General features: G+C 75.1%; 12 protein-coding genes. 3 read left to right on the forward strand and 9 right to left on the reverse strand.

The window, feature by feature from the left end:
• Nucleotides 1-13: 13 nt before the first annotated feature.
• Complete coding sequence (locus IE109_RS18675) at nt 14-1,183, reverse strand: lactate 2-monooxygenase (protein WP_189552048.1); 1,170 nt, start codon at nt 1,181-1,183, stop codon at nt 14-16.
• 237 nt (nt 1,184-1,420) lie between these two features.
• Between IE109_RS18675 and IE109_RS18680 the strand changes: the two genes are divergently transcribed.
• Nucleotides 1,421-2,698, forward strand: coding sequence for an ATP-binding protein (locus tag IE109_RS18680; RefSeq protein WP_189552049.1), 1,278 nt, complete (start codon nt 1,421-1,423; stop codon nt 2,696-2,698).
• A gap of 3 nt (nt 2,699-2,701) precedes the next feature.
• On the opposite strand, the gene IE109_RS18685 is transcribed toward IE109_RS18680, so the two are convergent.
• The 3 genes from IE109_RS18685 to IE109_RS18695 form a co-directional block, all read right to left on the reverse strand.
• Complete coding sequence (locus IE109_RS18685) at nt 2,702-2,977, reverse strand: DUF2087 domain-containing protein (RefSeq protein ID WP_189552050.1); 276 nt, start codon at nt 2,975-2,977, stop codon at nt 2,702-2,704.
• A 240-nt stretch (nt 2,978-3,217) separates the two neighbouring features.
• Entirely contained in the window at nt 3,218-3,919 is a 702-nt protein-coding gene (locus IE109_RS18690; protein ID WP_189552051.1) for an HAD family hydrolase, read from the reverse strand.
• 43 nt (nt 3,920-3,962) lie between these two features.
• Nucleotides 3,963-4,448, reverse strand: coding sequence for an Lrp/AsnC family transcriptional regulator (locus tag IE109_RS18695; RefSeq protein WP_189552052.1), 486 nt, complete (start codon nt 4,446-4,448; stop codon nt 3,963-3,965).
• Between the two features lie 535 nt (nt 4,449-4,983).
• On the opposite strand from IE109_RS18695, the gene IE109_RS18700 reads away from it, so the two are divergent.
• Both IE109_RS18700 and IE109_RS18705 read left to right on the forward strand, forming a co-directional pair.
• Complete coding sequence (locus IE109_RS18700; RefSeq protein WP_189552053.1) at nt 4,984-6,498, forward strand: FUSC family protein; 1,515 nt, start codon at nt 4,984-4,986, stop codon at nt 6,496-6,498.
• A 345-nt stretch (nt 6,499-6,843) separates the two neighbouring features.
• Complete coding sequence (locus IE109_RS18705; RefSeq protein ID WP_229891219.1) at nt 6,844-7,905, forward strand: lactonase family protein; 1,062 nt, start codon at nt 6,844-6,846, stop codon at nt 7,903-7,905.
• A 163-nt stretch (nt 7,906-8,068) separates the two neighbouring features.
• Here IE109_RS18705 and IE109_RS18710 read toward each other — a convergent pair whose 3' ends face one another.
• The 5 genes from IE109_RS18710 to IE109_RS18730 form a co-directional block, all read right to left on the reverse strand.
• The gene (locus IE109_RS18710) at nt 8,069-8,989 is read right to left on the reverse strand and encodes a sirohydrochlorin chelatase (RefSeq protein ID WP_189552054.1); all 921 of its coding nucleotides are present in this window, start codon (nt 8,987-8,989) and stop codon (nt 8,069-8,071) included.
• Nucleotides 8,990-9,059: 70 nt separating this feature from the next.
• Complete coding sequence (locus tag IE109_RS18715) at nt 9,060-10,103, reverse strand: N-acetylglucosamine kinase (protein WP_189552055.1); 1,044 nt, start codon at nt 10,101-10,103, stop codon at nt 9,060-9,062.
• A gap of 64 nt (nt 10,104-10,167) precedes the next feature.
• Complete coding sequence (locus tag IE109_RS18720; RefSeq protein WP_189552056.1) at nt 10,168-10,845, reverse strand: uracil-DNA glycosylase; 678 nt, start codon at nt 10,843-10,845, stop codon at nt 10,168-10,170.
• Between the two features lie 34 nt (nt 10,846-10,879).
• Complete coding sequence (locus IE109_RS18725) at nt 10,880-11,965, reverse strand: WD40/YVTN/BNR-like repeat-containing protein (RefSeq protein ID WP_189552057.1); 1,086 nt, start codon at nt 11,963-11,965, stop codon at nt 10,880-10,882.
• A gap of 91 nt (nt 11,966-12,056) precedes the next feature.
• The gene (locus tag IE109_RS18730) at nt 12,057-13,139 is read right to left on the reverse strand and encodes an NADH:flavin oxidoreductase/NADH oxidase (protein WP_189552058.1); all 1,083 of its coding nucleotides are present in this window, start codon (nt 13,137-13,139) and stop codon (nt 12,057-12,059) included.
• Nucleotides 13,140-13,232: the final 93 nt, after the last annotated feature.

Here is a 13,232-nt window from a genome sequence, read left to right on the forward strand (position 1 = left end):
CGGCGGGCGGCGGTCACGCGCCCTCCTCGACGAGGTCCTCCCGGCCGGGGCCCGCCGGGGTGCGGTGGCCGGACAGGGCCAGGGTCAGATCGAGTTCGGCCAGGAGACAGCGGATGACGTGCTCGACGCCCGCCTGGCCGTCGAGGCCGAGTCCGTACGCGTACGGGCGTCCCACCAGCACCGTGTCGGCGCCCAGCGCCAGCGCCTTGAAGATGTCGTCGCCCGTGCGGATGCCGCTGTCGAACAGCACGGCCAGCCGGCCGTCGGCCGCCTCCGCGACCCGGGGCAGCGCGTCGGCGGCGGCGACGGACCCGGCGACCTGGCGGCCGCCGTGGTTGGACACCACCACGCCGTCCATGCCCGCCTGGGCGGCACGCCGGGCGTCGTCCGGGTGCAGGACGCCCTTCAGCACGATCGGTCCGTCCCAGTTCTCCCGCAGGAACTCCAGGTCCGGCCAGGTCTTCGCCGGGTCGGCGAACATCCCGACGAAGTGCGCCACCGCCGCGTTCGGGTCCTCGTGCACCGGCTTGGCCAGCCCCGCCAGGAACGCCGGGTCGGTGAAGTAGTTGGCCGTGCCCACGCCGTGGAGGAACGGCAGGTACGCCTGGTCCAGGTCGCGCGGCCGCCACGCGAGCAGCGGTGTGTCCAGCGTGACGAACAGCGCGGTGAACCCGGCCGCCTTCGCCCGGCTCAGGAACGAGCGGGTGACCTCCCGGTCCTTCGACCAGTACAGCTGGAACCACCGCTCCGCGTCGCCCATCGCCTCCGCGACCTGCTCCATGGGGGTGCTGGACGCGGACGACAGGACGAACGGCACCCCCTGCGCCGCGGCGGCCCGCGCGGCGGCCGGCTCCGCGTCGGGGTGCATGATCGACAGCACGCCCACCGGGGCCAGGGCGAGCGGCGCGGGCAGTTCCCGGCCCAGTACGCGCACGGACAGGTCGCGGTCGTGGACGTCCCGCAGCATGCGCGGCACGATCCGCCGCCGCTCCAGCGCCGCCCGGTTGGCGGCCGCGGTGCTCCCGTTGCCCGCGCTGCCCGCCACGTAACCGACCGGCCCGGGGCCGAGGCGCCGCTCGGTCAGCTCTTCGAGGCGCGTCAGATCGGTGGGGAGCCTCGGTACGGCGCCGGTCATCCCGTTCAGGTAGATCTCGTACTGGAAGTCCGCCCAGTGCTTCGCCATGCGTCGTACGTCCCGTCCCTCGGTCGCGGAGATCGTGCGTCCCCGTGATCCTGTCCATCGTCCGGGCGCACGTCCACCGCCGTGCCGCCGCTGTGCCGCCCGCCACAAGGTCCTCGCGGACGTGCACAACGTCCACGGCGGCGCAGTCGGCCCCCCGCCCTTGTGCGCGGCGGCACAGGAGAAGGCCGGTAGGGGCCCCCTAGCCTCGCCGGAACAGCAGAACGAGGGGTGGTACCGGTGAACTGGCTGATCCACGACTACCGCGAGAGCGACCTCGCGGCCGTCGTCCACTTGATCGACACGACGGCCGAACTCGGTCAGGAGTCGGTGTTCTCGCTCGCCGAGTGCATCGGCGCGCTGACGAGCCGTCAGCCGGCGGTCGTCGCCGTCCACCAGGGCGCGCCCATCGGCGCGGCGCTCGCGTGCGTGGCGGGGGAGCGCGCCTGGGTCATGCGCATCGCGATCGCGCCGGCGTGGCGCGGCAGGGGGCTGGCGAGCGCCCTGCTGGTCGAACTGGAACGGCGCCTGGTCGCCGCCCGGGTGGGAAGGATCGCGTACGTCCTGCCCGAGGAGGAGCTCGTCGGCGAGGGCCTGCTCAACGCGGGGTACACGCGTCAGCCCGCCGTGGCGTACTTCGAGAAGGTCGAACCGCTGCACGGACCCGCCGCCAACCTCCTGGAGGACCTCGGCGGCAGTTTCCTGCCGGGCGACCTGTGGGGCCGGGTCGCCGGCATGGAGGCCGAGAAGGACCTCATCGAGAGGCGCGTCGTCCTGCCGCTCGCCCAGCCCGAGCGGGCCGCCCGGCACGGTGTGCGTCCGCCCCGCGCCATCACCCTGTTCGGGCCGCCCGGCACCGGCAAGACCACCTTCGCGCGGGCCATCGCCTCCCGGCTGGGCTGGCCCTTCGTCGAACTCCTGCCGTCCCGGCTGGCCGACGAGGGCAACCTGGCCGCCGCGCTGCGCAGCGCGTTCGCCCGGATCGCGGAGCTGGAGCGGGTGCTCGTCTTCATCGACGAGGTGGAGGAGATCGCCCCCGTACGCGCCGAGCCCGCGCAGCCCGGCGGGATGCACGGCGTCACCAACGAACTCCTCAAGCTCATCCCCCGGTTCCGTGAGGGCGACGAACGGCTGCTGGTGTGCGCCACCAACTCCATCCGGTCGCTCGACCCGGCGTTCCTGCGCCCCGGCCGGTTCGACTACCTCATCCCGATCGGTACGCCGGACAAGGCGGCGCGCGCCGCGATCTGGTCCCGGTACACGGACGGCCGGACGGACGTCGACGTGTCGGTCCTGGTGGCGGCCAGCGACCTGTTCACCCCGGCGGACATCGAGCACGCCGCCCGGATCGCCGCCCAGACCGCCTTCGAGCGGGACCTGGGAGACCGGGACCCGCTGCGGACGCCCGGGGCCGGAACCGAGGACTACCTGGAGGCCATCGCCCAGTGCCGCCCGACGGTGACCCCGGCGATGACCGACCAGTTCGACGCGGACATCACCGCCCACGCCCGCTTCTGACGGCTACCCCGCCCGCCGGTAGGCGGCGCCGTCCCGCGTCCGGGTCAGCATCCCGCCGACCACCAGGTAGCGGCGCAGCGCGGAGCAGTCCTCGTGCACCGTGCGCAGGGCCGCGTTCACCTCGGGCTCGGTGTACGAGCGGTCCCGCTCGAACAGCGTTTCGGCGAGGTGGACGAGCAGTTGCTCACGCCGGGCCGGCTTGCGGGGGATGGCCGTCAGCCGGCCGTGGGAGAAGAGGGCGGTCACGTCGCGCGCACCGCCCGTTCGGATCTCGGACATGCCGGGAAGCCTGTCGTGCCGATTCCGCACGGGCAACGGGTTTTCCCGGCCGTGCGGGCCCGGACCGCGCGGGATCCGCGCGGGGTCCGCGCCGGGCCCGGGTTGCGCGGGCACCCGTCGGGACGGGCACCGGCCGTTCGGGGACGGGCCGTTCGAGACCCGACGGACACCGGCGCGGGTGCCCGGTGCGGTCGGTCCGCGGTCACCGGCCCGGGAACGCGTCGTCCGGTGACCGTCCGGTCAGGTCGTCCGGCGGCCGGCCATCACGAAGTCGTAGGCCGCCGCCGCGGTGAACTCCGCCTGCCCGCCGCGCAGCAGCAACTCCGCGCCGCCGAAGGCCGGGTCGTCGACCGTGCCCGGCACGTACGGCACGGCGACGCACCGCATCCCGGCCGCCCGGGCCGCCGCCGCGCCGGGCGGGGCGTCCTCCAGCACCACACAGTGCTCCGGCTCGACCCCGAGCCGCCGTGCCGCCTCCAGGAACACGTCCGGCGCGGGCTTGCCCCGCTCGACCTCCTCGGCCGACACCAGGGTGGTGAGGTACGCGTCCAGCCCCGTACCGCCGAGGACCGCCTCGATCGCGGCGCGCGACGAACCGGACGCCACCGCCATCGGCACGCCCTCCGCGTGCAGCCGCTCCACGAGCGCGCGCATCTCGGGGAACACCTCGGTCGCCGCGCGCGCCAGCTCCAGGTAGTGCCGGTTCTTGCCGGCCAGCAGCTCGTCGAGCGGGGCGTCGAGCCCGTACTCCTCCTTCAGTGCCGCCAGCGTCTCGCGTGTCCCGATCCCGATGAAGTCGGTGTGCCGCTCCCAGCCGAAGTCCGTGACGCCGTAGCGCTCCAGGAGCCGGCGCCCGGCCTCGTAGTAGTTCGGCTCGCTGTCGACCAGCGTGCCGTCGAGATCGAAGACGACCGCGACGCGAGGGGTGTCTGTACGTGGCATGCGTCCAGCATGCCAAGTACCGCCCGCGGTCCTCCGGCCCGGCTCACCCCCGCTGCCGCCCGGCCGCCCGGCCCACCGCCTCGACCAGGGGCAGCAGCCGGTGCGGCACCCGCTCCCGCAGGGCCATCTCCGTACGCGTGCGCACCACCCCGGGGAGCTGGATCAGCCGCTGGATGACGTCTTCCAGGTGCCCGTTGTCCCGCGCCACGACCCGGGTGAGCAGGTCCCCGCCGCCCGTGATCGAGAACGCCTCGACGATCTCGGGGACGGCGGCCAGCGCGTCCCCCACCTCGTCCAGGTGGCCCTGGGTGACCTCGATGTGCACGAACGCCAGCACCGGATGCCCGAGCGCGGCGGGGGACAGGACCGGGCCCGTACCGGTGATCACGCCCTCCCGTTCCAGCCGGTCCAGCCGGGCCTGCAACGTGCCGCGCGCGATGCCGAGGACGCGTGCGTACTCCCGGACGCTGGTGCGCGGCTGCTCGATCAGCAGCCGGAGGATGCGGGTGTCCAGCTCGTCCACGGCCATGGCTGCTCGCTCCCTCTGGTACGACGCTTCCCGAGATCACCGTACCAATGGCCCAGTCCGGTCCTCCCCGGCGGATGGCGGGATCCGTCGCCCCCGCCGCTCGGCGGCGCCGGCGTCGGGGTCGGCACCGGGTCGGGCCCTCCGGCGCCGGATCAGAGACCGGGGTCGGCCCCGTCGTGGTCGGCCTGCGGGCTCTCTCCTGGCCCGGGTCCCGGCGGACGGTCTGCTTCCCCTTCTCCTTCCGTCCTCGGGACGCTCCCTCTTGAGCCCGGTCCGGATGCTGGCCCATTGGCCCCGCCCGAGGGGTACCGCGCTGTCCATCATCGGGCCAATGGCCCAGTCGACTCTCGACGAGTTGAGCCATCGGGCCGGAAGGTGGTGTCATAAAGGCGTCGATGGCGCTGCGGATCCCGCGGCGCCTTTTTCATGCCGGAACACCGGAACCGGAACGCCGGAATGTCGGGGCGTCCCGGACGCCGGGCGTCGAGGACACCGGGCCACCGAGGACCCGGTGTCGTGGAAGGGGCGGGAGACTGTGCTGAAGAGGATGTTCGTGGCTCCGGATCCGGGGCGGCTGCGGTTGCGCGGCGCCGCCCGGGCCGTCCTCGGCATCAGCGCGGCGGTGGCCGGGTGCGGGCTCGCCGGACACTCCCTCACGGCGGCCATCACCGGTGGGCTCGCCGCGCTCCTCGCGCTCTTCACCGTCACGGACGCCACGGTCGGGCGGCAGGCGGTCACCACCGCCCTGCTGCCGGTCGTCGGCTTCCCGGTACTCGCCGCCGCCGCCCTGCTGCACGATCACCCGGTGGCGCGGGACATGGCCTTCCTCGCCGTCATGGGCGCCGGGGTGTACGCCCGGCGCTGGGGGCCGCGCGGTCACTCCCTCGGGGTGTTCGCCTTCATGACCTTCTTCGTGACGCAGTTCCTGCGCACGATGCCCGGGCAGCTCCCCGAGCTGTACGCGGCCGTCGCCCTCTCCCTGCTGTGCTCGTCGGCGGTCCGCTTCGGGCTGTGGTGCTACGAGCGGCGCCTGGCGCCGCCCGCCCCGCCCGTGCCGGTCGAGGGCCGGGGACTGGCCCGTACCACCACACGGCAGGCCGTCCAGGCGACCGTCGGCGGCGCGGTGGCGCTCGTCATCGGCCAGATGCTGTCGGGGGAGCGGTGGTACTGGGCGGTCGGCGCCACCTGGTGGATCTTCGTCAACACGTCCTCGCGGGGCGAGACCCTCGTCCGCGGCTTCCGCCGGGTCCTGGGCACCCTCATCGGCATCGCGGCCGGCCTGGTGGTCGTCGTCCCGCTGGACGGCGCCGCGGTGCCCACCGCCGTCCTGGTCGCGGCCTGCGTGTTCGGGATCTTCTACACGGCCGCCGTCTCCTACACCTGGATGATGCTGTCGGTGACGCTGATGGCCGGGGCGCTCTACGGCCTCCTGGGAGTCCTGGACCCGGCCCTGCTGGCGCTGCGGGCCCTGGAGACCGGGGTCGGAGCGCTCGGGGCGGTGCTGGCCGTGCTGCTCGTGCTGCCCGTCACCACCCACGCCACCACGGACGCCTGGATCCAGCGGGCCCTGCGTTGTGTGCACGTCTGCACCGAGCGGGCCGCCGCGCGCCTGTCCGGCACGCCGGACGCCGATCCGTCCCCGCACGTCGCCGAACTGGAGGCCGTGCTCGGCCGGGTACGGCTGTCCCTGGCCCCGCTCGTGCACCCGCTGAGCCCGCTGCGCGCCCGCAAGGCCCGGGCCCGGCAGGTGCTCGCCCTGCTCGACGCGTGCGCCCGGGAGGTACGGGGCCTGGCCTCCATCGCCGCCGACCCCGAGGCGTCGCACGACGCCCGGCTGGCCGCCGCGTGCTGGCGCGTCGAGGCGGCCGTCGAGGCACTGACCACGCCAGCACGGGCCCAGGAGGCCCGTACCGCCCCGGTCGACGCGGCGGGTGCCGTCGCGGCGGTGGCCGAGCCCGCGCTCGCCCACCTGCACAGCCTGGAGCGCGCGCTCACCGAGCTCGCCGCGCCGCTGCGCAGTTCGCCGCGCGGGCCACTGATCGGCGCGTAGCCGGCCACCAGCCCGGTCCGCGCGTCCGGTCCGCACCCCACTCCCGCCCGCTCGCGGGGCCTCCGTGCGCGTCGCCGGCCCGCGCGCCGTAGCGGCGGCCCTCCGCGTGGCCGCCCGCCCGCGCGGGCAGGGCCACCCACGTGCGGGTAGGGCCCTGTCCGGGTGTCACCGGCCGGCCCGGCACCTACCGCTGCCGCCGGCCGGCCCGGCACCTACCGCTGCCGCCGGTCGCCGGTCACTCCGCCCGTGCGCACCCCCGGCCGCTGCTCGACGCCACCGACGACGTCTTGGTCTAGACCTGCTAGCGTCGGCGCGGACCGGGTCGGCAGAAAGAGGGGCAGCGCGGTGGCGGACGCAGTGCGGCGGGACGAGGAACGGGGCCGGCGGGCCTACATCGGGTCGTTCACCTCGGCGGGTGGGCGCGGTGTCCTCGCGGCCACCGTGGACGGGCCGACCGGAGCGTTGACCGTGACCGGCGCGTCGGACGCGGTCGCGGACCCGTCGTTCCTGGCCATGGGCCCGGGCGGCGACGTGCTGTACGCGGTCGGCGAGACCGAGGAGGGCGTCGTCGCCGCCTTCGACGTCACCGGACCGGCTCCCCGGCCGCTCGGGGCCCCGGCGCCCGTGGGCGGGGCCCACCCCACGCACCTGGCGCTCGCGCACGGGCACGCCCTCACCGCCAACTACGGCTCGGGCAGTGTCAGCTCGCTGCCCCTCGGCCCAGGCGGCGCGCCGCACCCGCCGGTGGAAGCGCTGCGCCACCACGGCAGCGGCCCGCACCCGGAACGGCAGGCCGGCCCGCACGCCCACCAGGTGGTGCCCGCTCCCGGCGGGACCTGGGTGCTCAGCGTCGACCTCGGCACCGACTCCGTGCGCGTCAGCGCCCTCGACCCCGCCACGGGCGCGCTGTCCGCGCACGGCGAGACCGCGCTGCGCCCGGGCAGCGGCCCGCGCCACCTCGCCCTCCACCCGGCGGGCGGCCACGCCTACGTCCTGGCCGAACTGGCCCCGACGCTCACCGTCTGCCGCTGGGAGCCCGGTACGGGCGCTCTCACCACCGTGGGCGAACCGGTGGTCCTGCCGACGGGCACCGCCTCCGCGAGCTACCCGTCCGGGATCGTCGCCGCACCCGACGGGCGCTTCCTGTGGGCGGCGGTGCGGGGCGACGACACCCTCGTCGTCCTGGCCCTCGACGAGTCCCTCGAGGAGCCCCGGATCGTCACCACCGTCCCCTGCGGCGGCCACTGGCCCCGGGACCTCGCCCTGGACCCCGCCGGACGCCGGCTGTACGTGGCCAACGAGCGTTCCGGCGACGTCACCTGGTTCGACATCGACCCCGCGACGGGGGTGCCGACCCCGGCGGGCTCTCTCGAAGCCCCCGCCGTGTCCTGCGTGGTCTTCGCCTGAGCCCGGTGGCGTCGACGGCGTGCGGCGGCGCTCAGCCGCGTTCGGTGGTGTCGGTGGCGTGGCGCCGGCGGCCTCGTGCGACCGCTGGGGCGCCGGACGCGCCGGGGGCGACGACGAGGGCCCGCACCGATCGCTTCCGGTGCGGGCCCTTCCGTCGCACGTGTCAGTGGACCGGAGCTCCCTGCGGCTGCGGCGCGATGCCGAGCGCGGTCGTGTACTGCGCCAGCACCAGCTTCCCGACCGCCGGGTAGGCGCCCAGCGCCTCGGCGACCGGGCACCCGGCCGCCCGCGCGGCGTCGTCCAGCAGCCCCTCGGCCAGCTCCGGGCCGATCAGGTACGGCGCCAGGGCCAGCTGCTGCGAGCCCGAGCCGCGCAGCCGCTCCGCGACCGCCGCCACCGAGCCCTCCTGGTCCAGCGCGGCGGCCATCACCGGGACGGCGAGACGCGCGGCCAGCAGCATGCCGGTGATCCCGGCCGCCCGCACGGCCTCCTCGCCGCCGACCGTGGCCAGCACGATGCCGTCGGCCGCCGTGGCGACCGTGAACAGCCTCGCCCGGTCCGCGCGGGCCAGCCCGGCCTCCGACAGGCGCACGTGCAGCGCCTCCGCCAGCAGCGGGTGCGGGCCCAGTACGTCGGTCAGCTCCGCGGACGCGCCGCTGTCCGCCACGGCCTGCCGTATGCGGTCGGTCAGGGCGCCGTCGGGGCCCGCCAGGAGCGGCACCACCACGGCGGCCGGGCCCTGCGGCTCGGCGACTTCGCGGCCCGCCGCCCTGGCCAGCTCGTACCGCTCCACACGCAGCACGGCGGCCCGCTCCAGGACGGCCGACAGCCGCGGGTACTCGGACTCGTCGCCGTCCAGGAAGCCGATCGCGGCCTCCAGGCCGGGCAGCTCGGAACGAGCGATGCTCACGACCTCTTCGGCCAGGCTGCGGACAGCGGCCGAAGGAGTGCCGGGAACGGCGAGAACGAGCGCGGGCGCGCCCTCGGGGGCCGCCACGGGTTCGGGGCGACGGTGCCGCCCGGACTGTCGGGGTCGCGGCATTCGTACAGGCAGGCCGGAAGCGGGCCCAGTGGGGGAGCTCATGGCCCGGCATGCTACTGGCTTTACCTGCTCCGACGCTTGGGGAGGGGGCGGTCAGGCGCCCTCTGTCCAGCTATATCCGAGTCGTCGGTTGAAGGGTGGTTGCCTCCAGCATGCCCGGCTCACGAGGCAGCCGGAGCGTGCCGGTGGCGAGGGCCGCCGCGACCGCGAGAGAGCCGTCGAGCGGGTCCCCGGCGGCGGTCACCACCCGCGCGTACGGCAGGTGCTCCGCCAGCGCGGCGCGCAGCGGCGACAGGAGCGGTTCGCCCGTCCGGAACAGCCCGCCGGTCAGCGCGACTTCACGGTCCTCGCCCCGGGGGCAGACGGCCGCCGCGGCCTCCGCGATGTGCCGCGCCGCCCGCGCCAGGACGCCGGCCGCCACCGTGTCGCCCTCCGTGGCGCACCGGGCCACCTCGGGAGCGAACGAGGCGAGTACGGCGGGCCGGTCGGCGCGTGGGTAGAGCAGTCCCGGCAGGGCCGCCGGGGGACCGAACACCGCCCTGACCCGCGCCAGCAGGGGCTCCGATCCGCCGGGGCGCCCGTCGTGGGCCCGCAGCGCGGCCTCCAGCCCGGCGCGGCCGATCCAGGCTCCGCTGCCGCAGTCGCCCAGCAGATGCCCCCAGCCGTCCGCGCGGGACCAGCCGCGCAGGTCCGTGCCGAGTGCGATCAGACCGGTGCCCGCCGCGACCACCGCCCCGGGCCGCTGCCCGAGGGCCCCGGCGTAGGCGGTCACGGCGTCGGCGGCCAGTGCCAGCCGGGGCACCCCCAGCGAACGGCGCAGCGCCTGCGGCAGGGTGGCGCGCAGCTCGTCCCCGAGCGTCGCCATGCCGGCCGCCCCGACCGCCACCGCCGCGAGCCGGCCGGCACCGGCCCGCCTCAGCAGCCCCTCGGCCGCCGGGACGAGCCGACCCAGCAGCTGCCGCGCGTCGATCCCGCCCGCCCCGGTGCGCACCGGCTCCGCGAGGGCCACGCTCCCGACCGCGCGCACGCCACCGCCCCCACCGGCATCGGAGCCGCTGCCACTCCCGCTGCCGGAGCCGCGCGGCAGCGCGCCGAGCGCGACCCGCAGCCCCGAGCCTCCGGAGTCGACTCCCAGCACCCAGGTGCCGGAAGTCACCGGCGCCGCCCCGGAAGGGGAACGGGCACGGGAAGGGGACGGAGCGGAGAGGTACCGGAACGGGTCACGGCAACTGCCAGTCGATCGGCTGGGCACCCTGCCGGACCAGCAGTTCGTTCGTACGGCTGAACGGCCGCGAGCCGAAGAAGCCCCGGTCCGCCGACATCGGGGACGGATGCGCCGACTCGATCGCGGGCAGGTCACCGAGCAGCGGACGGAGGTTGCGGGCGTCGCGGCCCCACAGCACCGAGACCAGCGGCTTGCCGCGGGCCACCAGCGCCTTGATGGCCTGCTCGGTCACCTCCTCCCAGCCCTTGCCGCGGTGCGCGGCCGGCTTGCGGGGCGCCGTCGTCAGCGCCCTGTTGAGCAGCAGCACCCCCTGCCGGGTCCACGGCGTCAGGTCGCCGTTCGACGGCCGGGGCAGGCCCAGGTCGGAGTGCATCTCCCGGAAGATGTTCTCCAGGCTGCCCGGCAACGGCCGCACGTCCGGTGCGACGGAGAAGCTCAGCCCCACGGCGTGTCCCGGTGTCGGGTACGGGTCCTGGCCGACGATCAGGACCCGCACCTCGTGGAACGGTTGCTGGAACGCCCGCAGCACATTCGGCCCGGACGGCAGATAGGTGCGCCCGGCGGCGATCTCCTCGCGGAGGAAGTCACCCATCCCGGCGATGCGTTCGGCCACCGGCGCGAGGGCCTCGGCCCACCCCGGCTCGACGATTTCTTTCAACGGTCGTGCTCCCACGGCCGTCACTCTACTGGCGCAACAGGCGCGTCCCTCACCCGATCACCGCCGCCCGCACGCACAGCACGTCCGGCAGGTGGGAGGCGAGGAGGCGCCAGCTGTCGCCGTCGTCGGCGCTCGCGTACAACTCGCCGTTGCGATTGCCGAAGTAGACCCCGGCGGGGTCCGCGTCGTCCGTGCACATCGCGTCGCGCAGCACCGTGCCGTAGTGGTCGCCCTCGGGCAGGCCGGCCGACAGGGCCTCCCAGCTGCCGCCCGCGTCGCCGGTGCGGTAGACCCGGCACCGCCGCTGCGCGGGGACCCGGTCGGAGTCGGCCGTGATCGGGAAGACGTACGCCACACCGGGTCGGTGCGGGTGCGCGACCGCGGCGAAGCCGAAGTCCGAGGGCAGGCCCTCGCCGATGTCGGTCCACCGGGCGCCCGCGTCGTCGCTGCGGTACACCCCCCAGTGGTTCTGGAGGTAGAGCCGGTCAGGGTCGCCGGCGTCCTGGGCGATCTTGTGCACGCACTGCCCGAAGGGCGGATGGGGATCGGGCAGGAAGACGGCGGACACCCCCTGGTTGGACGGTGACCAGGTCTCGCCGCCGTCCCTGGTGCGGAACACCCCGGCCGTCGACACCGCGACCGTCACCGCGTCCGCGTCCCGGGGATCCGTGACGACCGTGTGCAATCCCTCGCCGCCCCCGCCCGGCACCCACTGCGACCGGGTCGGGTGCTCCCACAGCGGACGGACCAGCTCGAAGGTCTCCCCGCCGTCCTCCGAGCGGAACAGCGCGGCGGGCTCGGTGCCCGCGTACACCACCCCGGGCGCCGCGGGTCCGGCCGGGTGCAACTGCCACACCCGCTCCAGCGAAGCCCCGGTGTCCTTGGGGAACTTGACCGACGGCCGCACCGGCTCCGTCCACGTCGACCCCAGGTCGTCGGAGTGGAACACCGAAGGGCCGTAGTGGGCGCTGTCCCCGCCGACGAGCAGCCGGGGCGTGGACCGGCGCGCGTCGATACCGATCGCGTACACGGCCTGGGCATTGAAGTGCGGGCCGTCGAACTCCCACCGGCCGTCATGCCTGCGGCCGATGAACAGCCCCTTGCGAGTGCCTACGGTCAGTAGCACGTCGGTCATCGCCGACACCTCCTGGACGCCTTTGTCGCGGATACGGGCCAGTCTGCACCCCGCCACTGACAATGGCGCCCGAAGGACGTGTTCGCGCAGGTCAGACGGAGCGGTGGTACGGGTCCGGCACCCGCACCGCGCCGCCGAGCTCACGGGCCGCGTGCCGCGCCCAGGACGGGTTGCGCAGCAGCTCGCGGCCGAGCAGCACCGCGTCGGCCTCACCGTTGGTGACGATCTTCTCCGCCTGACGCGCCTCGGTGATGAGCCCGACGGCGGCGACCGGCAGCCCGGTCTCCTCCTTCACGCGGGCCGCGAAGGGCACTTGGTAACCCGGACCGACGGGGATGCGGACGTGCGGCGCGTTCCCGCCGGTGGACACGTCGAGCAGGTCGACGCCGTGCTCCTGGAGCAGGGCGGCGAAGCGCACCGTGTCGTCGGCCGTCCAGCCCGGCTCGCCGTCCAGCCAGTCGGTGGCCGAGATGCGGAAGAACAGCGGCAGCTCCTCGGGCCACACCTCCCGTACCGCGTCGACGACCTCCAGGGCGAACCGGGTGCGGTTCTCGAAGGAGCCGCCGTACGCGTCCGTGCGGTGGTTGCTGTGGGGCGAGAGGAACTGGCCGATCAGGTAGCCGTGCGCACCGTGCACCTCGACGACCTCGAAGCCGGCGTCGAGGGCGCGCCGCGCCGCCGCGGCGAACTCGCCGGCGATCTCGTGGATCCGGTCCACGGTCAGCTCGTCCGGCACCGGGTGGCCGTCGTCGAACGGCACCGGGCTCGGGGCGACCGGCTGCCAGCCGTGTGCGTCCGCCCCCACGGGCGCGCCGCCCCGCCAGGGCCGCTCGGTCGACGCCTTGCGCCCGGCGTGGGCGAGCTGGATGCCGGGAACGGTGCCCTGGCTCCTGAGGAACCCGGTGATCCGCCGGAGCGCCTCGACCTGTGTGTCGTTCCAGATGCCGAGGTCGTACGGGCTGATACGGCCCTCGGGCGACACGGCGGTCGCCTCCAGCAGGATCAGGCCGGTGCCGCCGGTGGCGCGGGCGGCGTAGTGGGCGAAGTGCCAGTCGTTCGCCACGCCCGCGTCCGGGCCGGACGGCTCGGCGCTGTACTGGCACATCGGTGCCATCCAGACGCGGTTGGGGACGGTCACGGACCGCAGGGTGCGGGGCTCGAACAGTGCGCTCACGGCGGGACTCCATTCGGACGGGGCCGGTGTGGCAGTCGTACGATAACCTTCGTAGTACGGCGCCTGTCAAACTACGAGGATGCTCGTACGATG

It is taken from the genome of Streptomyces lavendofoliae (genome assembly GCF_014649735.1).
Lineage (GTDB): Bacteria > Actinomycetota > Actinomycetes > Streptomycetales > Streptomycetaceae > Streptomyces > Streptomyces lavendofoliae.